The organism is Aquiflexum gelatinilyticum, assembly GCF_024813435.1.
In the GTDB taxonomy this organism is placed as follows: Bacteria; Bacteroidota; Bacteroidia; order Cytophagales; family Cyclobacteriaceae; genus Cognataquiflexum; species Cognataquiflexum gelatinilyticum.
Window position 1 is genome coordinate 245,447 of sequence record NZ_JANAEZ010000003.1, and the last position, 21,988, is coordinate 267,434.

Genomic DNA, 21,988 nt, shown 5'->3' on the forward strand with positions numbered 1-21,988 from the left:
CTTTATATGAAAAAACGTTTACAACTTATTTTGATGCTAAGCTTGATCCTGTTTTCAGGACAAATTTTGGCGCAGGCTACATTCAGGGGAAAAGTAATCGATGACCAAAACCTTTCACTTCCAGGTGCCAACATTGTTTTGGAGGGGACAAATAAGGGAACTGTCACCAACCAACTTGGGGATTTTGTGATTCAGGGTGTTCCTTCCGGCAAGTATATTGTAGTAGTTTCCTACCTAGGATATACCTCATTGAAACAAGAAATTACACTTCAGGATGGGCAGACATTGGAAATGAGATTTCAGATGATGCCCGGAATTTTGGAAGGCGGCGAGGTAATTGTTTTTGGAGATAGACTTAAAGGCCAAGCAAGAGCCTTAAACCAACAAAAAACCAATTCAAATATCACCAACATCGTCGCGGCAGACCAGATTGGCCGTTTTCCAGATGCAAATATCGGAGATGCTATAAAAAGGATTCCCGGTATCACCATGCAAAATGACCAAGGTGAAGCTAGGAACATCATCATTCGCGGCATGGCTCCTGAGTTGAATTCAGTCATGATCAATGGAGAAAGAGTTCCATCTGCAGAAGGTGATAATAGAAGAATTCAGATGGATTTGATTCCTTCTGATATGATTCAGACGATAGAGGTCAATAAAAGTGTACTTCCGGATATGGATGCCGATGCCATCGGTGGTGCAGTGAATCTTGTGACGAGAAAGGCTCCTAACGGACTCAGGGTTTCAGGTACAGCGGCATCAGGCATCAATTTATTGACAAATAAACCTATCTGGACAGGTGGTTTGATAATCGGGGACAGGATTGCAAATGACAAATTGGGAGTGATTTTTTCAGGGTCCTACAATAACCATAATTTCGGATCTGACAATTATGAAGCTCAATGGGCGGAGACTGATGATCCCAATAATCCTGTTGTTGTAAATAATTTCGATATCCGAAAATATAATGTACAAAGGGTAAGAAGGTCAGCATCATTGGCTTTGGATTATGATTTCAATAAGAACCATTCGATAGTATTCAATACCATGTACAATTGGAGGGATGATTGGGAAAACAGATACAGATTTAGAGTGGACCGTACTGACAGGCCTTTTGAATCAGGAGATTTTACAACCTTGGCTCCAAATCTTTTTCAAATGAGAGGAAGGACTGCCATTCAGACAAAAGGTGGGATTGATAATGACAGGGTTAAGAATGCACGTCTGGAAGACCAAAGGGTAATCAACACCACGCTTTCAGGAAGCCATATTTTCAACAAATTGAAAATGACTTGGAACGGAACTTATGCCAAAGCTTCAGAAGATAGACCAAATGAAAGGTATATAACACATAGAAGTAATGCAGATGTTATTTTGGACATCAGGGATCCTTTTAAAGTTTTGACTACATTAGTCAACCAAGATGATGCATTGGGACTTGGTCTCAATGAAATCTATGAATCCAATAACAATACTTTCGAAGAAGACCTAAACGGCAGGGTGGATTTTACCATGCCGTATGCAGCCAACAAAGGAATTTTGAAATTTGGCGGAAGGGTGAGGTCAAAATATAAAGAAAGAACAGACTCATACGATGTCTATGATCCGATTGTGGATTTGGGTCCGGGTGGAAATAATCTGGGTTCTTTGCCTTATAGCTTTCAAAATGACAGGGTGTTTCTAAACGGACCTCAATATGTTCCTGGAAGATTTGTCGACAAAGAATTTTTGGGAGGATTGGACCTAAAAAATGAGTCATTGTTTGATTATGAAGACGCCGTGGCTGAATATATTACCGGAAACTACCAAGCTTCTGAGACCATTTCAGCAGGCTATGTGATGACTGATTACCAGTTCAACTCCAAGCTTTCAGGTATTTTGGGATTGAGATTGGAAAACACCAACCTGGAATATCGAGGTTATGAATTTGATGAAGATGAGGAGACTTTCACCCAATCAGCGTCTGTTACTCAAAATTATTCCAATTTTATGCCAGGAGCCCACTTCAAATATGATATCAATGAAAACAGGATTTTGAGACTGGCTTGGGCCAATACCATCGCCAGACCAAATTATTTTGACTTGGTTCCTTTTGCCATATTCAGTCCTGAAAACCAGTCTTTACAAAGAGGAAACCCGAACCTAGTACCGACTACTTCAATGAATTTTGATTTGATGTTTGAAAATTATTATAAGTCAGTTGGTGTATTTACGGCAGGTGGTTTCTACAAAGACGTTGATAATTTCATCTACCAAAGCACCCAATTGAACGTTACTGATCCTCAGTTTGGTCAGTTAATTGAACTCACGCAGCCTGAAAACGGCGGAACAGCCAATGTCTACGGTTTTGAAACAAGCATCCAAAGACAGTTTGATTTTCTTCCGGGTATCTGGAAAGGTTTAGGGATTTTTGCCAACTATACCTTTACTGATTCAAGAACCTCAGGAATAGAAGGAAGAGAAGATGATGAACTTAAATTACCTGGAACAGCAAGAAACATGTTCAATGCTTCCTTGTCATTTGAAACTGAAAAAATTGTCCTAAGGGTATCCGTCAACCATGCAAGTGGTTATATAGACGAGGTCGGTGGTTCCAATTTTGAAGATTTGTATTACGACCGTCAGACATTCCTTGATGTCAATGCATCGTATGCCATCACCAAAAACTGGAGGGTATTTGCAGAGGCAAACAACCTGACCAATCAGCCTTTGAGGTACTATCAGGGAATCAGAGAAAGAACTGCCCAAGAGGAATATTACAATGCCCGAATCAATTTCGGGGTGAAGTTTGATCTATTCGATTAAACTTTGTTCTTGATATAAAACAGAAAAACCTCCGATTTCGGAGGTTTTTCTGTTTTATAAAATTTCTATTTAAAATAAGGTTAAAGACTTTCCCAAATAACCAAATAACCATTAACCCAATACCCAATCTTATGGCTTCAAAAAGAACCTCATTTTTTGCTTTCCGGTACTTCCAAGCCCAACATAAAACTTGATGGCTCGGACATTGAATTCAGGTGTCTGCCATTGGATATTGACGCATTTGTTTTCTTTGGCTACTTCCCGGATCCGCCGCATGATTTCTGCGCCTATTCCGGTGCTTCTGCATTTTTCATTCAAAAAGAGACAGTCCATGTACAAAAATGGTGCGGCATCCCAAGTAGAAAAATCAATGGTGAAGGTGGTAAATCCCTCTGGTTTTCCATCGATTTCCACAATCCAACAATTCAGTTTTTTATTTTTTCCTAAGATTGCTTCCCTGAGTCCTTCGATTTTTCCTTCAGGTGAATAGTCTGATTTTTCATGCTCGGCATGTGCAGCACATAATTTTACCAAGTCGGTTAAATCTTTTTCTTCGCAAGGTCTGATAATATAGTCCATGGATTTTTTTTGGATAAGAATGAAAGAATTTTCGATGCGTTAAAATGGGTAAAAAAATTGATATCTCTAAAAAAGGAATGATAAAATCATTTTTAATACTGATAGCTGGGATAAATGAAAAAGTAAAACATCATGCCTGATAGGGCAGAGGCAATGATAAAACTGATTCCAAGTATTTTTAAATATTGCAGGAATTCACGGGTTTTTCCATCGTCCCCTTTTTCAATTCTATATCCTCCCGGAATATATCCCTGTACCAAAGCTAATACAGCCAAAAAATAGCTTGCCATCAAGAAAATAATACTGAAAAGGATGTGGGTCATTTTCAAAAGAACATTATTTGGTCAAATTAGTAAATTGATGATTTTAAAATTCGACATTTTGGAATGGTAACGATTAATTAACCTTGAGTTGATTGTTTCTTCATGTATACTTGAAAAATGGAGATTACAAATAGCATAATTATTCGTTATGAAAGGGGTTTAAACCTTATATTTGGGATTAGCCAAGACATCAAATTCCAAAGCCCATCAAAAAGTTTGTAAGGATATTTCTAAAAACTTTAGGCATTACAATAGCTGTAATCCTGCTTTTGTTGGTTGGGCTTTTCTTTTTCATCAGGAGTCCTTGGGGACAAGATATCATTGTCCAAAAAGCTACCAAGTATGTTTCCAATAAAACTGGTACAGTCGTCAGGATAGACAAGCTTTTCATCACTTTCGTAGGAAATATTTCCCTCAAGGGACTTTATCTGGAAGATTTGAAAGGAGATACTTTGGTATATTCTAATCATCTGGAGACAGGCATTGAATTTCTGCCTTTGATCAGAAATGGAGAAATCAATATCTCAAAAATAGATTTGGATGGTTTGGTAGCCAATGTCAAAAGGGATTCTGTTTATCAGGATTTTAATTTTAGCTTTTTGGTGGATGCATTTGTCAGTCCGGTTGATAGTGCCAATTCTATCAGTGAGACAGACAGTGTAGCACCTTTTCCAGAGCTCTCTTTTGGTCCCATAGACCTTAAAAATGTCAGTCTGCACTATGATGATCAGGTTTTGGGTATAGACCTAATCGCAGGTTGGAAAGAAATCCGGATTGAGTCAGACAGATTCGATCTTAATAAAATGGATTTTGGGATTCAAAATGTACTGATCGACCAAGCAAACATCATTTACCTTCAGACCCATCCTTTTCCACCTTCGGAGGAGGTGGATACACTTTCTGTTTCCCCTTTGCCATTATTGGTTTTGGACATGGTTGAAATCCATAACAGCAAAATGGAATACACCTCAACACCTGATGGTATTTCTACAAGAATGAATATTGGGGATTTATTCCTATCCCTTCCCGAAGCCAATTTGGAGGAAAACAAAATCATGCTAAAATCCTTGGCTTTGTCTGATTCCAAGATTGACTTGAGGATAAATCCGGATGACCTCGGTCAAAATGTAGCACCTAGCCAAGAATCGGCAGCTTTTTTATGGCCGGATTGGTGGGTGGAGGTTGGCTCTCTCAAGCTGGAAAATGACGAATTCAATTTTTATTCAGGAGGCGGTGTGGTCAAAAAGGGTGTTTTTAATCCTGAAACAATCACTCTGTCAAAGTTAAACCTCCAAGCCCACAGCCTTTTTCTGAAAGATCAAAAAGCAAAAGCTGCCATAGATGATTTTTCCCTAATAGAAGGAAGTGGATTGGAAATACAAACACTAAAGGCCAAACTCGGGGCGGATGACAATAAAATCAACATAGAAGGCATCGATGTCCAAACAGGAAAATCCTTGCTGAAAGGTGATTTTTTGATTACCTATCAAAGTTTGGATGGATTTATCAATAATCCTGAGAAAGCAGGTTTTGATATCCAGTTTAAGCAATTTGAAACGGATGCATCCGAAGCCCTCTTTTTTGTACCTGAATATAAAAATGATATTTATTTCAAGGAATTAACAAGGAACGGGCTAAAAGCCTCCGGGTCAATTTCAGGGAGTCTGGCAAGATTGAATATTCCTGCATTTGACTTGTCCTATGGGAAGCTTACCAAGTTAAAAATCAGATCAGCCGGGATAGTAAATGCAGTTGATTTTGAAAGAATGTCTGTTAATATCCCGGACTTTACTTTTGAAACCAAAGGTAGGGTAATTGAATCATTTTTGGAAGATGGGAGCTATCAGATTCCCGAAGACATCAAACTAACTGCTATGGCAATCGGTGGTTTTGAGGATTTCAAAACAGAAATATTACTGGAAACAAGTGAAGGGAATGTGTCTTTGGAAGGAACGGTCAATGGAGATGAAGTCTATTTTGTGAATTCTACATTGAATGTTCAAGAATTAGACCTTGGCAAAATCCTCGACCTTCCACAATTGGAGCCCATCAGTCTCGTCTCTCATCTAGAAGGGAATGGCTCGGGATGGTATGATCTGGAAGGTTTGATGAAAGTTGATTTTGGCAATCTGGCTTGGGAGGATATTGACCTTTCTCAGCTTGGATTATCCCTTTCTGCCAAAGATACAGTGGCCACATTACAAGCTGTATTTTCAAAGGAAAATGTTGATTTTGACTTCAATGCCACTGCTAAAATAGATACGGTTTCACCTGAATTAAACTTCTTGTTGGATGTAAAAAAACTCAATACGCAAGCAATCGGGGCTACTAAGCAAGATATCGATACCAACTTTAAGATTTCGGGCGAACTTTCAGGAAGACCGGAAAATATGACTGCCGGTATCGAGATCTTTGACAGTTTTTTTCATTTAGAAGGGAGAGATTTTCCTATAGGACTGATAAAGGTGGATTCCCGTCTTTCAGATCAGCTGTCAGATTTGAAGGTTCAATCTGATTTTCTAAATGGTTTTTTTACAGTAAACAGTTCATTATCAAATCTTTCTCTTTCCCTTGAGAATTACTTTAATAAGGTGATAGTGGGCCATTCGGAATTGGCTGATAGTGTAAATGTAGTTGCCAAGTCCGAATTCAAATTTCTCTCCACACCTTTTATTGACCAACTTCTGCTCTCGGATATTGACCAGATGGATACCCTTCTGATAAAATTTGATTTTAATTCTGCTTCTCAAAAATTAAATACATTAGTTAGGATGCCCCATTTGCTCTACCTAAATGCAGGCATCGATACATTCAGGCTGGATTTGGACGGAGATGCATCGACATTGAATTTTGATGCAAGTTTTGACAGGTTTTTTTATGATCCGGTAAACATGGGCCAAACAAGATTGCATGCAGACTTCCGGGATCAAAAAGTAAATTTTTCCTTTAATTCAAAATACCAACAAGAAACTGTAATCAATTTTGCAGCCCAGGTTACCAACCTTGGTGATACCATCCAGGTCAGGGTTTTACCGGAAGCCCTTATTTTCAACAAAGAGAATTGGGAGATTCCCTCCAATAACCTTGTGACTTATGCTCCAAAATCTTTGAATTTTCAAAACGTTGAATTCAGAATGGAGGAGCAGTATTTTGGGGTGAAAAATGATTTTCCCAACCTGGAAGAAGAACACCTCGGGATAGGTTTTCGAAACTTCGCCTTACATACCGTGTTTGGATTTCTCAATCCCGAAAACCCTATTGCGAAAGGGGAGGTGAACGGCAATTTTATTGCTGTAAATCCATTCCATGCTATTGGATTGGTGGCTGATTTGACCATCGGTGATTTTGAATTGGCAGATATACCATTAGGAATTCTTGATTTAAAGGCCAAAGCATTGAGTCTTCAGGAATACGACTTCAACCTTGCTCTGAAAGAAGGGAAAGTGGATTTGGATATTTTCGGATCAATTCTGGCAGATTCTTTAAAGACAAATCTCGATCTGAACCTAAAGCTCAATGCTTTGCAAATGTCATTTTTGGAAATTGTTTCTGACAGTGCTCTGAGAGAGGCAAAAGGTTTTATCACGGGAGATTTTAAAGTAAATGGATCAGTTAGGGAACCTTTGTATAATGGGGCCATTGGTTTTAAAGATGTTGGCTTTTTAGTAAGCCAACTGAATACTAGTTTCAATTTTCCTGATGAATTGATTAAACTGGACAATCAAGCGGTGTATTTCAACAACTTCACCATCAAAGATGCCGAAGGGGATTCCTTTATTACCAATGGGAGGATCATTACTGAAAACATTGCTGATGTGGGTTTTGATTTAAAGCTCAAAACGCAGGGCTTTCAGGTAATGAATTCTACCAGAAAAGACAGCGATCTTTTTTTTGGTAAAGCCAATGTAGATCTTGATTTACAGATTGGCGGTACCTTTTCCCTTCCGATGATCAATACGCAACTCAAAGTAAATGAAGGGACTGAAGTGACATTTATTGTGCCTGAGGACAGGCTTGACTTGGTAGAACGGACAGGTGTCGTGATTTTTGTAAACCATCAGGATCCCTATGACCTCATTTACCAAAGGGAAGGAGACCTTACCACGCAGGGCATCAAAGGGTATGATGTCAAAGCAAACCTCAGGATTGACCCAAAAACGGTGTTTAACCTCATTGTCGATGAAAGGACCAATGATAACCTCAAAATCCAGGGAGAAGGTGATTTGAATATGCTGATGAACCCTAACGGAGACATTTCCATGTCAGGCAGGTACGTTGTAAGAAGCGGACATTATGAAATGAATCTCTTCAACCTGGTAAACAGGAGGTTTGAACTTGCCTCGGGAAGCACGGTGGTATGGAGAGGGGATCCCTTGGATGCAACCCTTGACCTGACTGCCATCTATAATATCAGGACTTCTGCAGCTGAACTGATGCAGGCTCAACTCAGCGGCACTGACAATGATACCAAAAGCCAATTCAGACAGGTGCTTCCGTTTATGGTTTACCTCAAAATTGATGGGGAATTGATGAAACCTGAAATTTCATTTGAGCTAGATCTTGCAGAACAGGAGAGGGGCGCATTTGGCGGTAGTGTTTATGGAATGATCCAGCAGATCAACGAACAGGAAGATGAACTTACCAAGCAGGTATTTTCATTGTTGGTACTTAACCAATTCTTCCCTGTGATGGGAAATGACGGATCGGGAGGTGGATCTGTTAACCTCGCCCGCACTTCTGTCAGTCAGGTGCTTTCAAGCCAGCTGAATGCCTTGTCTGGAAAGCTTTTCGGAGACACAGGGTTCTCATTGGATTTTGACCTAGATTCCTACACTGACTTCCAGACCGGAGCAGGCCAAGACCGCACGCAACTGAATGTGGCTGCTAAGCAATCCCTTCTTGATGACAGACTTGTCATCTCCGTGGGAGGACAAGTGGATGTGGAAGGAGGGAATCAGGAAATGAATCAGGCGGATGCACTTTTTGGAGATGTAAGTGTAGAGTACCTCCTAGATCAAAGAGGTCAATGGCGGGCAAAGGCCTACCGCAAAAACCAATTTGAATCCGTCATTGATGGTCAGTTGGTGGTCACTGGAATATCACTTATTTTCAATAAGGAATTCAATGCTTTTAAAGAACTTTGGAGAAAAAGTGTCTTTGAAGGAGTAAAGAAAGAAGAAAATGTGGAGGTATCTGAGGAAAAAGAGGAGGAAAATAAAATGCCACAACATGAGTAAGCAGCCGTCAATTATATTGTTCATTTTTCTCCTGCTCAGTTTCTCCTGTGGGGTCAAAAAATTCATTCCCGAAGGTCAAAGCCTTTACACCGGACATGTTCTTAACCTTGAAGCTCCACTTACCAAATCGGAGAGGTCTAATCTCCAAAGTGAGCTGAATAACCTCATCAAACCTGATCCTAATGCAAAAATTTTGGGAACAAGGTTTGGATTGTGGGCGCATTACAAAAGCAGCAAAGAAAAACCCGGATTTATAAATAGATTTTTGGGAAAAAGATTTGGGGAGAAGCCTGTTTATCTCAGTGACGTCCAGCCTGAGCGAACCACGGGGATATTGATAAACAGGTTAGAGAATATGGGGTATTTTTTTGGTGAGCCAAAATATGAACTCATTGAAAATGGCAAATTCGTAAGGATAGAATATACTTTGAGTTTTGGAGAACCTTATCGCCTTGAAACCTATCAGCTTCTAGGAGATTCTTTGGAAGTCATTCAAGAAATAAAAACCTCGCTTGATAAGTCCGATTTGGTCAAAGGAAGTAAACTGGACCTGGACAATTTAAAAAAGGAAAGGGAGAGAATAGATTTGGAACTCAAATCAAAGGGCTACTATAATTTCAATGCGGATCTTTTGATTTTCGAAGCTGATACCAACCAATATGAGGACAGGAGATTTGACCTTTATTTGAGACTCAAAGGGAATACACCTGTCAAATCCAAATTTCCCTACACGATTCAGGATATCAAAGTATTTCCAAACTATGCCATCAATGAAGATATCACGGATCCAGATACTGTAAATATCAATGGGATTGACATCATTCAATCTGAATTGGTTTTTAAGCCGGATTTACTGGCCAATTATATTCTGTTCAGGGAAGGTTCAAAGTTTGATCCGCAGATCTCCCGTCAAACATCCAATAGGCTTTCTTCCATCGGAAATTTCAGGTATGTCAATATTTCATTTGAAGAAGCAGACAGTATCAGAGGTGAGGATGGAAACTATCCGCTAAATGCCCGGATTTTACTTTCTCCTCTCAATCAAAGGTCGGTACGTGCAGAGGTTCAGGGAGTCACCAAGTCAAACAGTTTCGTGGGGCCTGCATTGCAGCTCAACTTTCAAAATAGGAACTTATTTAAAGGAGGCGAAATATTCAATCTGACAGCAAAGTTCGGATATGAAGTGCAATTGCAATCAGGAGACAGGCAAGCGCAGCAATCTATTGAGTTCGGATTGCAGGGTTCTTTGGTATTTCCGAGAGTTCTTTTCCCTGTCCCTGTTATGAACAGGTTCAAATTTGCGATTCCCAAAACCCGAATTACAGCAGGAGTGGAATATCAAAACAGGACAGATTTATATCTTCTCAATTCCTACAATACTTCTTTCGGTTATTTCTGGAACATCAATAAATACACCTATCATGAATTCAATCCTATCAGTGCAAGCATTGTCAACCTGATTAGAACCACTCCCGAATTTGATGAAATATTGGAATCCAATCCTTTTTTGCGAAGAAGTTTTGAACAACAGTTTATCCTAGGGATGAATTATACTTTCAATTACAATCAACTGGTGGATACCCATAGGAAAAATGCGATATTCTTTTCGACGACAATAGACCTTGCAGGTAATTTTTTGAAGGGAATCAACACCCTGTTGGATACGGAAAATCCGGGATTTGTATTCGGACTGGAATATGCCCAATTCGTCAAAAATGAGATGGACATCAGATTTTACCACAAATTTTCAAAGGAAAGTATGATTGTCACCAGACTTTACGGTGGAGTCGGGGTTCCTTTGGGCAATTCGGTATCCCTTCCTTTTGTGAAGCAGTTTTTCTCAGGAGGTCCCAGAAGTGTCAGGGCATTTAGAATAAGGTCATTGGGACCGGGTATATTTTTACCTGAAGACGCAAGTACAAGTGGGTTTTTTGACCAAGCAGGTGATATCCGGCTGGAAGGAAATGTGGAATTGAGGTTTCCACTTAACAAGTACCTAAAAGGAGCGGTATTTACGGATGCGGGTAACATCTGGCTTTTCAATGAAAATGATGCCCTTCCCGGGGGTAAATTCTCCAGAAATTGGGCAAAAGAATTAGGTGTAGGGGCAGGCTTTGGACTCAGGATAGACATCAATCTTTTTGTATTGCGGTTTGACCTTGCTTTTCCTGTACGCAAACCCTGGCTACCTGAAAACGACAGGTGGCTCGATACCTTTAATGTATTGGATGCTGCATGGAGAAGGGAAAATATGGTGCTTAATTTTGCAATCGGTTATCCTTTCTAAAATATGGATATATGCTTCCCGATATAGATTGATATATGCTTTCGGCGATATTTAAAAGATATAAGCTACGCGATATAAAGGGATATATGCCTTCGGTGATATTTAAAAGATATAAGCTTCGTGATATAGGTTGATATAATGCCTTCGGCGATATAAATTTTCCAATCATCAAACCTATCCCTTTATTTTTAGCGTTTATTTCTAAAGAATTTATTTCAACTTTATTTTTATCTATTTCTACCTTATTTCATTTAATTTCTATCAATTCCATTTTTACCTGGTAATCGGCTGAGGGAATACGGCCATACTTTCATGTCCATCTGCACCAACCGCCTGTACGGCAAAGAAATAATTGTCTTTCGAATAGGGGATTGTCAAAGTAGTTGATTCTGTATAAAATTTCTTTTCCCATGTTGCCGAATCTGTTTCTCTCATCAATACATAATAACCTTTGGCTTTTCCTTTTGCAGGTACTTCCCATCTAAGGGTGGAGGTATTGCTAAGTTTCCTGACATCAATACCGACAGTTTGCGGTTCGGAAGGTGCTGAAGCCATTGAATATAGAGATGCTAAGTTGATACCAGTTACTTTTCTCATGTACTCAAAATCCACGAACTCTGGCAAATCCCCATATTGGATGCCATTTTCTACCCTGACATTTTCATGTTGATGGTAGTAGTTTTCATTCATTTCACAGACCCTGATAGCGGTAAATCCTTCCCTTGCAAAAGGAGTATGGTCACCGCCTCTTAGGAAACGGTCATTTCTGTAAACCAGTTTCACTTCTAGCTGATCGACATACCTTTCACCGACTTCTTTCATATACCTAGCAAGCTGACGTGATTTACTGTCGTTTTCTCCGTTGGTATACCGCCTGATGGCCGCCATCTGCTCAGTTTCTGCCGCAGGTACGCCCTCAGAAAAGATCCTGACACGCGTATTGTCATTAATATTGGTTTCTGATGAATTGGAGTTTCCGATCATGTCGTTGTTAAGCATCGCCACAAGATTCCAGTTTTCCTTTTTTGCTTTTTCAGCAAGGTAGGCAGCTCCTTTGAGGCCTTGTTCTTCACCGGAAACAGCCACAAAAATGATAGTGGAAGGATAAGATTTTTGGGACATTATCCTTGCCAACTCGATGACTGCGGCCACACCCGATCCGTCGTCATTGGCTCCGGGAGCATCGATATTGGTGTTCATCACATCCAAAGCCCTGCTGTCCACATGGGCGGAAATGATAAAAACCCTGTTGTCACTTGGATCAGTGCCTTTGAGCGTAGCCATCACATTTGCGGATTGGACATCAGCAGGGATTCTTCTGTTGTCAGCAGGTATGGTATAAGTATCAAGGAAAGCTGTCAGCCTTCCACCGGATGCAGCTTCGAAGGATTTGAAATGGTTGAGCACGTATTCTTGGGAAGCAGAGATTCCATCTTTTGGATGGTTGGGACTTAGCGTATGACGGGTTCTGAATCCGGCAAGGTCACGGACGTATTTTTCAAGATTGGTTGCAGATATCTCTTTGACCATCTTTTCTATCTCGACATCACGGTGGATGATTTGAGTCTGTGCGTTTGCAAAATTAAAAGCAAAAAAAGCTGCTATGAGTAAAATTTTTTTCATAATGGGTAATGCTCAAGGTGAATGGGTTAAATTTACCTTTAGATACCTCAATTTTAAAACAGAATTACATGAACGAATTATTAGTACCCCGCGAAGGTGAATACCAGTCATATTATACCGGATATGTGTCTTGGGTAAAAGGGAAGGATATTCCTGTTTTACTTTTGGAGCAAGTGACAGAGATCAGAAATTTTTATCAGGAAATGGGAGAGGAAAAAAGCCTTTTGGCTTATGAGCCTGGAAAATGGACTTCCAAAGAGGTTTTGGGACATATTATAGATACGGATAGAATCATGACATTCAGGGCTTTGTGCTTTGCAAGAGGCGAAAAAGCATCTCTTCCCGGTTTTGACCAAGACCAATATGTGGCTACTGCTGATTTTAACCTAATCCCGCTTTCGACATTGTTGGAAGATTTTGAATTGTCAAGAAAGGCATTGGTCTCACTTTTGAATTACCTGCCGGAATCTTCCTATTCCAATATCGGAAATGCCAATGGGTTTCAAGTTTCAGTCCGTGCGCTCTTTCATATTATTGCCGGTCATGCCCAACATCATCTGAATGTTTTGAGACAAAAATATGCCTGAGTTACTGCCTCGAAAGTAAGGATAATGAAAATTTAACCTTAGAGATTGGGTAAAAATGATTAAGTTTGTAGAATTTATCCAATAAAAAAATTTTAAAAACTATGCAAAGAACACGCGCACAAGAATCACGGGCAGCCATCGAAAAACTCTATATCACCATGAGACACCTGTTTATGAGGGGTTCTTACAAGCCGATGGGAGTTTCCGGTGAGTCGCTTGTAGATTCACTTTTGGTGTTGAGTCCGGAGATTTACGGGCTTTTGGGCGACGATGAAAAGATTGAATTGGACGGGTTATTGTACGTCATGGAGCGCCTTCCGAGAGGAATCGAACAATGTCGCTATATCAGGTTGATCAGCAGGGAAGGATATGAAAACTCTACTTTTTCAGCTATCGTCCCTGCCAAACGGAAAAGAAACTGTTACCGTGTGGATCAGGATCAGATGTATGTCGAAATGACCCGCGGTCGATCAGATATTTATGATATCCTCACGCACATTACTTTTCTTTATATCGAATCAGAAAAAATCAAGTCCAACAGCACAGACCATAAAGGAAGAATAGACCTAAACTGGGAAATGTTGGAAAAAACAGTCGAGAAAGAAGTGAACGGTGAGGAGTTTGACAGAGAAGTGGCTTGCTCTTATCTCAGTCATGTGATCGGAAGGACATTTGATGAGACCCACGAGGCTGTTCAGAAATTTGAATCTTCTCCGCACACAAGCAGCCTTTTTTCGATTGTATACCACTTAGGAAAACTTGCTATAGATGAGTTTTTCAACGGCAAAGACAGGGAGATATCCTTTTCGTCTACTTTGAGACAGCGGGTTGGGCATCACGTATACGGGGAGTTATGGGCCAATGCGATCAAATCAGTTCTTTTTGAAGCGGGATTGATAGAAAGGCCAATCCATATTATCTCTGCCAATCTCCATAGTGTGGCTAACACCATCTATGGACATCAGGCATTGGGATTAAATTCTTTCGAAGAAATAGAAAAAATCGCCATGGATATCAGTACCGGGGCAAAAGTTAATAAAGGCAAAGAGATTTGGAACTTTGCTTTGAAAAATGGCCTCATTGAAGTTCATGATACTTCAGGTACCAATATCAACGTGCAGCTCATTGATACCGCCAAAATGTCCAATGATTCCCTTATTCCCGGAGTCAAAATCGCTAAAGAAGACAAAAAGAAACCTGTGATTCTGATCATGGATTATGCATTTGGTGAGCAGGCTTATGAGTGCTTTGATGAATTGCTCAAACCTTATGACCATATCAATGGTAAGTCTTATCCTTTGAATGTGCTTTCAGCTTCTATTATGGGAAAAGCAGGAATCCTTACCGGAAAAAAAGGGGACATCATGATCCCCACAAGCCATGTTTTTGAAGGAACAGCTGACAATTATCCTATCAGGAATGAATTGAAAAAACAAGACTTTGAAGGATATGGCTTGGGCGTGTTTGAGGGTACCATGTTTACGGTTTTAGGTACTTCACTTCAAAACAAGGATGTACTTAGCTACTTGATGGAATCAAGCTGGCAGGCCATAGGTTTGGAAATGGAAGGGGCACATTATCAGAAGGCCATTCAATCAGAAAGTAAGATCAGGCAGAACATCTCAAAAAATGTAAAAGTGCTTTATGCGTATTACGCATCTGACAATCCTTTGGAGACAGGAAGTACCCTTGCATCAGGCGCATTGGGTATGGAGGGGGTCCGTCCGACTTATCTAATAACATATAAAATTTTGGAAAAATTATTCAAATAAAATATAGTATTTATTTTATTGTGATTTTTTGTTGAAAAACAGAATTTTCTCTTGATTATAGGAGGAGATTCTGTTTTTTTATTTTGCTATATTCCATAAAATATCGTTGTGCGATAAATCATACTATTTAATGATTTTCATCATGTTTTAATGAGATGCATATCCCCAATTTAGCATCATCAAACAAACACAACTGATTATGAAAAACAGATTGAAGACGATATCAACGATAATGGTTTTTATCCTGATATCAGCAATTTCGACACTTCAAGCACAAACTAAGTACACGCTTTCAGCCTCACCAACTTTAAAAATAGACGGCGGATCTAGTTTGCATGACTGGACTATGACGACCAATACCGCAAAAGGAGAAGCCCTTTTGGTAGTGGAAGGCAACCAACTCAAAGGCGTGAAAAGTGCTTCGGTATCTGCCCAGGCTGAAAGTCTAAAAAGTGGGACGAAGGGTCTGGACAACAACGCTTACAAGGCCCTAGACACAAGCAAGAACAAAGAAATCCGCTTCACTTTAAAAGAGATCACTGGCAGCGGAAGCAGTTTTCAGGCAAAAGGCGATTTTACAATCGCGGGAGTCACAAAACCTGCATCATTTCCTGTCAAAGTTACCCAAAGTGGAAACAAATTTACTTTTGAAGGAAGCTTTGATACAAAACTTACAACGTTTTCCATCACTCCGCCAACGGCCTTGATGGGAACTGTAAAAACAAGAGACGAAGTCAAAATATCATTTAAAACAACATTTCAACCTATCAATTAAAACCTTTACATCATGAAAAAGTATTTTATTGCTGCGATCGCTTTTGTGGGGTTATCCTTATCCACATTTGCCCAAGGACTACAGAGAGACTTGCAATTCTGGAGACCTTATGACCAAAGAGGTATCAATATTTTCGAAACCGGAAAAGCTGATACTATCGAATATGAAGGAATGAAAGTTCGTATTGGGGGTCATTTCACCCAACAATGGCAAAACCTAAGCCATTCAAACACTGCAAATGAAGTGTTGAATGCCAATAATGTGAACCTAAACAAATTAGCAGATATCGGTGCAGGTACCAACCTTGCCACTGCCAACCTTAACATTGACGTGGCCTTGGCAGATGGTTTGAGATTGAACCTGATTGCTTACTTGTCTTCTAGACACCACCCTGAAACCTGGGTAAAAGGTGGCTACTTACAGGTGGATAAATTGAGCTTTCTAAACGTAGGCAATACCGACTGGTTTGATAAATACCTTACACTACGAGTGGGACACATGCAGATTAACTATGGTGATGCCCAATTCCGAAGAACTGACAACGGTAACGCTATGTACAACCCGTTCATCGGAAACTACATTATGGATGCTTTCACTACAGAAGTTGGTGGTGAGTTGTTCTTCCAATCTAACGGTATATTGGCCATGGCTGCTGTCACAGGTGGTGAAATTCAAGGTGGTGTAACAAATCCTGCTGCAAGAAAGCCTTCATTTATCGGTAAATTGGGATACGACAAACAACTTTCTGACGATTTGAGAGTGAGATTGACAGGTTCTGTCTACACCACTTCAGGTTCAGCAAGAAACACTTTGTGGGGTGGTGACCGTGCAGGTTCAAGATATTACCTAGTGATGGAAAATACCTTGGCTTCTACTTCTGCCAACTTCACCTCAGGACGTATCAACCCAGGTCAAACAAATAACATCACTGCCCTAGTGGTCAACCCTTTCATTAAATTCCACGGATTGGAACTCTTTGGTAACTTCGAGCAATCAAAAGGTAGGGCTGCTAACGAAACAGTGGACAGAACTTGGAAACAAACTGGACTTGACCTTGTCTACAGATTTGGTAGAAACGAAAAATACTACGTTGCAGGAAGGTATAATGAAGTCAACGGTAAATTAGCAGGATCAGGATTGGATGTAAGCCTGGACAGAATCCAGATCGGCGGCGGATGGTTTGTAACCAAAAATGTTTTAGCTAAATTGGAATACGTTCAGCAGAACTACAGTAACTTTGCTGCTACAGATATCAGAAATGGCGGTAAATTCAATGGCCTCATGATTGAAGGTGTAATTGGATTCTAATAATAAATTAGCATGATGCGTATCCTTCTAGCCTTGATTTTGATTCTCCTGAATCCCGAAACAAAAGAGAGAGAGGTAATAGTTACCAGAAAGATGATCACAGTAAGTGGTCAGACCTCGATCGGCGGATTTAGCTGTGATTATTCAAAAGTAGGCTTGAAGGATACGTTATTTATTGACTTTGAAGGAACACCAAAAGAAATGGTTTTTGATATCCCGGTCAGGGATTTTTCCTGCGGCAATTTTTTGATAAACCGGGATTTTAGAAATACAATAAAATCAGACAAATTCCCCTCAGCCCGTGTCAAAGTACAAAACCTCAAGTCCAATTATGGACATTATACCTGCGATCTTTCAGTAACCTTAGTAGGAAAAAAATTAGATTTTTCATCCCTTGTTTTGAAAAGAGTTCCCGAAGGACTTCACGCAAATCTGATTTTGAGTTTTGAAGAACTGAATTTGGAAGCACCAAAAAAAATGGGGGGACTTGTCAAAGTTGAAGAAAAACTTACCTTAGATTTTACATTAGGTTTCTGAATTTGTTTTCGGGTAAATGCATTTTTTATTGTAGTAGATTGGTTTAATGAGCATGATATTTTTAGACTGAGAGAGTCAAGCCCTTTTCCTGTTATTACCTGAGTTTGTTATTGAATAAAGTTAAACTTTCAATTTTCAAAATTAGCTATGAAAAATACCAAAATTTTGATGCTTATAGCCGCTTGTTTTGTTTGGATGGCTTCGATTATTCATCCACTGCAAGGACAGACTTCCTACACGCTTTCTCCATCTTCTGAACTCAAAATCGTGGGCAAATCAAATATCAGGACCTGGACCCTTACATCTACTGCTGCAAGTGGGAAGGGTCAGTTTATGATAGAGGGTACAGAGTTAAAAGAGATCAAAAGTCTTTGGGTAGAAATGGAATCTGAGAGTTTGAAAAGCGGGAACAAAGCACTTGATAAGCACGCCTATGAAGCTTTGAAAACAGAAGAATACAAACACATAAATTTTAGCCTGAAGGAAATCAAAGGTTCGGGCTTTCTTTTGGAGGCGAGAGGAGATTTGTCAATTGCAGGAATCACCAAGGAAGTAAATTTTCCTGTGAAAGTTAGTCAGGAAGAAAATCGGATCAATTTTAAGGGTGAATTGCCAATTAAATTTTCTGATTTCAACATCAATACACCTACCAACTTGATGGGCTTGATAAAAACTTTGGATGACGCCAAAATTTATTTCAATACTGATTTCACGAAGTGACCATCCTCATCGGTTAGAATAAAATATTTGGCTCAGATTTTCATTAGGTTTTCCAAAGCCACATTCACTTTTTCAAAATCAAACTTCTGAATTGCCTTTTCCATCTTTTCAGTGATTTCATTTGAGCAAAGATTTCCGATACTGCCTTCATGGGTATGGGCCACTTGGTTCTGATCGGGATAGAATTCGCCTTTTTCTATATCCATGCCGACTTTTTTATACGCATCACGGAAAGGCATTCCTTTTAATACCAGATTATTGACCACTTCAACGCTGAAAGCATGTCTGAAAAATGGGTCTGCAAGGATGTTTTGTTTGACTTTTATTTCATTCAACATGAAAGTACTCATCCTGATGCAATCCAATAAATTTTCAATTCCCGGAAAAAGAACTTCCTTCAACAATTGAAGGTCTCGGTGATAACCTGTGGTGGTATTGGTCAACATCAAAGTGATAGTATTCGGCATTCCTTGAAGTTGGTTGGTTTTTGCACGGATCAATTCAAAAACATCGGGATTCTTTTTATGGGGCATGATGCTGCTACCTGTGGTCAGGTCATCCGGAAAGGTGATGAATCCAAAATGCTGGTTCATAAAAATGCAGACATCCGCAGCCAATCTATTCAAAGTTCCTGAAATACCGGCTATTGCAAAAGCGATGGTCTTTTCTGTTTTACCACGGCTGTTTTGAGCGTTTATGACATTGTGGTGGAGGTCGTCAAACCCAAGAAGCTTTGTGGTCAGTGTCCGGTCCAATGGAAAAGAAGACCCATAACCTGCTGCCGAACCAAGTGGGTTTTTGTTGGAGAGTCTGTAAGCTGCATAAAGCAAATCCAAATCCTCGGTAAGACCTTCTGCAAAAGAACCAAACCATAAACCGAAAGAAGACGGCATCGCCAATTGGGTATGGGTATAACCCGGCATGAGATCGTTTTTATGTTTCTCTGAAAGTTGGATCAATAAGCCAAAGAGTTCCTCGGTAGCTTCTACGATTACTCTGATGGCCGCCCTATAATACAATTTGAGGTCTACCAAGACCTGGTCGTTTCGGGAACGGCCACTGTGGAGTTTTTTTCCGGCTTCTCCATACCTGTGTGTCAATAGGAATTCAACTTGGGAGTGGACATCTTCCACACCTTCTTCAATTTTGAACTGCCCTTTTTCTATTTCCAGATAGATTTCTTTCAGTCCTGTTTTTAGCATTATCAGGTCATCAGCTTCTAATAAGCCAATTTTTTCTAACATGATGGCATGTGCCATTGAACCCAAAACATCAAATGGTGCAAGAATGACATCAAATTCAGGATCTCTGCCGATAGTGAATCTTTCAACTTCTTTTTTTGAGCCCGTATTTTTTTGCCAGAGTTTCATGGTTGGTAATTGAGTTATTGGTTAATAAGTTACTGGTTATTGAGTTATTTGAAATAAATGGAAATAAGGCGGAAATAGAATTGAAATAAATTGAAATTAGGTAGAAATAATACTCGAGTAATTTTAGGGTAGTTGGAAGTAATTTTCAAGTAAAGTTATGTATCCCTGGATGCCTTCTTGGATTTCTTTGAAATAAATGAATTCGTCTGCGGTATGTGAACGTGCAGAGTCCCCTGGTCCGATTTTGACTGAAGGAAAGGGAATCAAAGCTTGGTCCGAAAGGGTAGGGCTACCGTAAGTTTCTAGACCCAACATTTTCCCTACTTTCAATATTTTATGATCATCGGGTACTTTTGAGGAATTCAACCGGAGTGATCGGGGATTCAATTCAGCTTTAAGAATGTTCTTTAATTCAGCGAGTGCCTCTTCCAAAGTATAGCTGTCAGTGACTCTGACGTCAAGTGTATAGGTACAGGTATCAGGGACAACATTGTGCTGGGAACCTGCTTGAATGATGGTCGCGGTCACCTTGGTTTTTCCCAGATAAGGAGATTCCTTTTTGAATTGGTACTCCCGCAATTTATTCAAATCATCCAGAGCTTTATATATCGCATTTTCACCTTCTTCCCTTGCCGCATGTCCTGCTTTTCCTTTTACAGTAGCGTCAATGACGAGCAGTCCTTTTTCTGCCACAGCCATTTGCATCAAAGTTGGTTCTCCTACGATGGCGAGTTCCAATTCCGGAAGTTCGTTCAATATACTTTCTACGCCGTTTTTTCCCGATATTTCTTCCTCAGCCGTAGCCGCCAAAATCAGGTTATAGGGAATATCTTTTTCGTAAAAATAACAGAAAGCCCCAATCAAACTTACTAAACATCCGCCTGCATCATTACTTCCCAATCCATAAATTCGGCCATCTTCTATGATTGCTTTGAAAGGATCTTTGGTATAACCCGCATTTGGCTTGACTGTGTCATGGTGAGAATTAAGTAGTATGTTGGGTTTTATGGGATTAAAAAGCTTGTTAAATGCCCAAATGTTATTTCCTTTTCGGTGGGCTTTGATGCCCATTTTCTCTAAAAAATCGGCAATTAAGTCTCCGGTTTTTTCCTCTTCCTTACTAAATGACGGAGTCTCTATCATCGAAACCAACAAAGAGATGGCCTCTTCATAAAGACTTTGGAACGAAGGATTGGAGTAATTCATAGTGAATTTATAATTTACCTGACTCGAGGTCAGTATAAGTCGTAGCGGTGTTTTTCGATAGTGGTACCCGAAAGTTTTCCTTTTGCTGCTAACAGAAGATTTTCTGCTTTTCCAATCCAAACAAAGTTGACTCCCTTGTTCAAGGCCGCGAAGGCGTTGTCCAATTTTGGGATCATACCAGAGTGGATGACGTTCTCTTTTTTGAGCTCAGCGTAGATTTCCTCATTGATCATGGGGATGATCGAGTTGTCGTTATGTTCATCGATCAGGACCCCTGACTTATTAAAGCAATAGTAAAGGTTGACTTTGTGGTTTTTGGAGAGGTTGGTGGCAAGCTCGGATGCGATGCTGTCGGCATTGGTATTGAGCAATTGACCTTTCTTGTCATGGGTAATCGCACAAACCACCGGAATGATATCCTTATCGAGGAGCATTTGGATCAGGTCTACATTGACTTCCTTGATATCCCCCACAAATCCATAATCGATCGTTTTGACAGGTCTTTTATCAGACCTGATCAGGTTTCCGTCTGCGCCGGTCATACCAATGGCATTTTGTTTGAGCCCTTGGAGCTTTGCGACTACCTGTTTGTTGATCAGGCCTGCATAGACCATGGTCACTATATCAAGGGTCTCCTTGTCGGTAATCCTTCTTCCGTCCACCATTTCGGGCATAACCCCGAGGCTTTCGCCAAATTTGGTGGCCATAATTCCTCCTCCATGAACAAGGATTTTCTTTCCCGGAAATCTGGAAAAAAGGAAGAGAAACTCTTCCAACTTTGCCGGAAAGTCAATGACATTTCCTCCGATTTTGATGATGCTGATATTCATGATTTGTTAGGTTTGAGCTGATGGGTTTT

General features: G+C 40.0%; 15 protein-coding genes. 9 read left to right on the forward strand and 6 right to left on the reverse strand.

Annotated features, from left to right (window positions below; all coding sequences use genetic code 11):
* The first annotated feature begins 6 nt into the window (after window positions 1-6).
* A complete protein-coding gene (locus tag NK987_RS09010; RefSeq protein WP_259263577.1) occupies window positions 7-2,805 on the forward strand; it encodes a TonB-dependent receptor in 2,799 nt (932 codons plus the stop codon).
* Window positions 2,806-2,934: 129 nt separating this feature from the next.
* Here NK987_RS09010 and NK987_RS09015 read toward each other — a convergent pair whose 3' ends face one another.
* The gene (locus NK987_RS09015) at window positions 2,935-3,384 is read right to left on the reverse strand and encodes a GNAT family N-acetyltransferase (protein WP_259263578.1); all 450 of its coding nucleotides are present in this window, start codon (window positions 3,382-3,384) and stop codon (window positions 2,935-2,937) included.
* Between the two features lie 92 nt (window positions 3,385-3,476).
* Entirely contained in the window at window positions 3,477-3,707 is a 231-nt protein-coding gene (locus tag NK987_RS09020; protein WP_259263579.1) for a hypothetical protein, read from the reverse strand.
* A gap of 272 nt (window positions 3,708-3,979) precedes the next feature.
* Between NK987_RS09020 and NK987_RS09025 the strand changes: the two genes are divergently transcribed.
* Window positions 3,980-8,944 carry a translocation/assembly module TamB domain-containing protein gene (locus NK987_RS09025; RefSeq protein ID WP_259263580.1) on the forward strand — a complete coding sequence of 1,655 codons (4,965 nt, stop codon included), beginning with the start codon at window positions 3,980-3,982 and terminating at the stop codon, window positions 8,942-8,944.
* Window positions 8,937-11,231 carry a translocation and assembly module lipoprotein TamL gene (gene tamL, locus NK987_RS09030; protein WP_259263581.1) on the forward strand — a complete coding sequence of 765 codons (2,295 nt, stop codon included), beginning with the start codon at window positions 8,937-8,939 and terminating at the stop codon, window positions 11,229-11,231. The genes NK987_RS09025 and tamL overlap by 8 nt, the downstream gene beginning before the upstream one ends.
* 273 nt (window positions 11,232-11,504) lie before the next feature.
* On the opposite strand, the gene NK987_RS09035 is transcribed toward tamL, so the two are convergent.
* Complete coding sequence (locus NK987_RS09035; RefSeq protein WP_259263582.1) at window positions 11,505-12,854, reverse strand: M28 family metallopeptidase; 1,350 nt, start codon at window positions 12,852-12,854, stop codon at window positions 11,505-11,507.
* A 68-nt stretch (window positions 12,855-12,922) separates the two neighbouring features.
* Here NK987_RS09035 and NK987_RS09040 point away from each other — a divergent pair, with 68 nt between their 5' ends.
* From NK987_RS09040 to NK987_RS09065, 6 genes are all read left to right on the forward strand, one after another.
* The gene (locus NK987_RS09040) at window positions 12,923-13,441 is read left to right on the forward strand and encodes a DinB family protein (RefSeq protein WP_259263583.1); all 519 of its coding nucleotides are present in this window, start codon (window positions 12,923-12,925) and stop codon (window positions 13,439-13,441) included.
* A gap of 101 nt (window positions 13,442-13,542) precedes the next feature.
* Window positions 13,543-15,213, forward strand: a complete 1,671-nt coding sequence (locus tag NK987_RS09045) for a DUF6909 family protein (protein WP_259263584.1) — start codon at window positions 13,543-13,545, stop codon at window positions 15,211-15,213.
* A 199-nt stretch (window positions 15,214-15,412) separates the two neighbouring features.
* Window positions 15,413-15,988, forward strand: a complete 576-nt coding sequence (locus tag NK987_RS09050; RefSeq protein WP_259263585.1) for a YceI family protein — start codon at window positions 15,413-15,415, stop codon at window positions 15,986-15,988.
* Between the two features lie 12 nt (window positions 15,989-16,000).
* Entirely contained in the window at window positions 16,001-17,296 is a 1,296-nt protein-coding gene (locus NK987_RS09055) for a hypothetical protein (RefSeq protein WP_258422697.1), read from the forward strand.
* A 12-nt stretch (window positions 17,297-17,308) separates the two neighbouring features.
* Entirely contained in the window at window positions 17,309-17,833 is a 525-nt protein-coding gene (locus NK987_RS09060; protein WP_258422698.1) for a hypothetical protein, read from the forward strand.
* Between the two features lie 147 nt (window positions 17,834-17,980).
* Window positions 17,981-18,553, forward strand: coding sequence for a YceI family protein (locus tag NK987_RS09065; protein WP_259263586.1), 573 nt, complete (start codon window positions 17,981-17,983; stop codon window positions 18,551-18,553).
* A gap of 32 nt (window positions 18,554-18,585) precedes the next feature.
* Here the strand turns inward: NK987_RS09065 and argH are convergent, their stop codons facing one another.
* From argH to argB, 3 genes are all read right to left on the reverse strand, one after another.
* On the reverse strand, window positions 18,586-19,923 hold the full coding sequence (gene argH, locus NK987_RS09070) for an argininosuccinate lyase (protein ID WP_259263587.1): 1,338 nt from the start codon (window positions 19,921-19,923) through the stop codon (window positions 18,586-18,588).
* 123 nt (window positions 19,924-20,046) lie between these two features.
* Window positions 20,047-21,129: a M20 family metallo-hydrolase gene (locus tag NK987_RS09075; RefSeq protein WP_259263588.1), complete on the reverse strand. Its 1,083-nt coding sequence runs from the start codon at window positions 21,127-21,129 to the stop codon at window positions 20,047-20,049.
* 29 nt (window positions 21,130-21,158) lie between these two features.
* The gene (gene argB / locus NK987_RS09080) at window positions 21,159-21,959 is read right to left on the reverse strand and encodes an acetylglutamate kinase (RefSeq protein ID WP_258422702.1); all 801 of its coding nucleotides are present in this window, start codon (window positions 21,957-21,959) and stop codon (window positions 21,159-21,161) included.
* Window positions 21,960-21,988 lie beyond the last annotated feature (29 nt).

What these genes read in the sequence shown, in the direction of transcription:
- NK987_RS09075 (WP_259263588.1), bottom strand. Translation starts at nt 21,129, where the DNA reads ATGAATTACTCCAATCCTTCGTTCCAAAGTCTTTATGAAGAGGCCATC.
- NK987_RS09040 (WP_259263583.1), top strand. Translation starts at nt 12,923, where the DNA reads ATGAACGAATTATTAGTACCCCGCGAAGGTGAATACCAGTCATATTAT.
- NK987_RS09050 (WP_259263585.1), top strand. Translation starts at nt 15,413, where the DNA reads ATGAAAAACAGATTGAAGACGATATCAACGATAATGGTTTTTATCCTG.
- tamL (WP_259263581.1), top strand. Translation starts at nt 8,937, where the DNA reads ATGAGTAAGCAGCCGTCAATTATATTGTTCATTTTTCTCCTGCTCAGT.
- argH (WP_259263587.1), bottom strand. Translation starts at nt 19,923, where the DNA reads ATGAAACTCTGGCAAAAAAATACGGGCTCAAAAAAAGAAGTTGAAAGA.
- NK987_RS09020 (WP_259263579.1), bottom strand. Translation starts at nt 3,707, where the DNA reads ATGACCCACATCCTTTTCAGTATTATTTTCTTGATGGCAAGCTATTTT.
- NK987_RS09015 (WP_259263578.1), bottom strand. Translation starts at nt 3,384, where the DNA reads ATGGACTATATTATCAGACCTTGCGAAGAAAAAGATTTAACCGACTTG.
- NK987_RS09010 (WP_259263577.1), top strand. Translation starts at nt 7, where the DNA reads ATGAAAAAACGTTTACAACTTATTTTGATGCTAAGCTTGATCCTGTTT.
- NK987_RS09055 (WP_258422697.1), top strand. Translation starts at nt 16,001, where the DNA reads ATGAAAAAGTATTTTATTGCTGCGATCGCTTTTGTGGGGTTATCCTTA.
- argB (WP_258422702.1), bottom strand. Translation starts at nt 21,959, where the DNA reads ATGAATATCAGCATCATCAAAATCGGAGGAAATGTCATTGACTTTCCG.
- NK987_RS09060 (WP_258422698.1), top strand. Translation starts at nt 17,309, where the DNA reads ATGATGCGTATCCTTCTAGCCTTGATTTTGATTCTCCTGAATCCCGAA.
- NK987_RS09035 (WP_259263582.1), bottom strand. Translation starts at nt 12,854, where the DNA reads ATGAAAAAAATTTTACTCATAGCAGCTTTTTTTGCTTTTAATTTTGCA.
- NK987_RS09065 (WP_259263586.1), top strand. Translation starts at nt 17,981, where the DNA reads ATGAAAAATACCAAAATTTTGATGCTTATAGCCGCTTGTTTTGTTTGG.
- NK987_RS09045 (WP_259263584.1), top strand. Translation starts at nt 13,543, where the DNA reads ATGCAAAGAACACGCGCACAAGAATCACGGGCAGCCATCGAAAAACTC.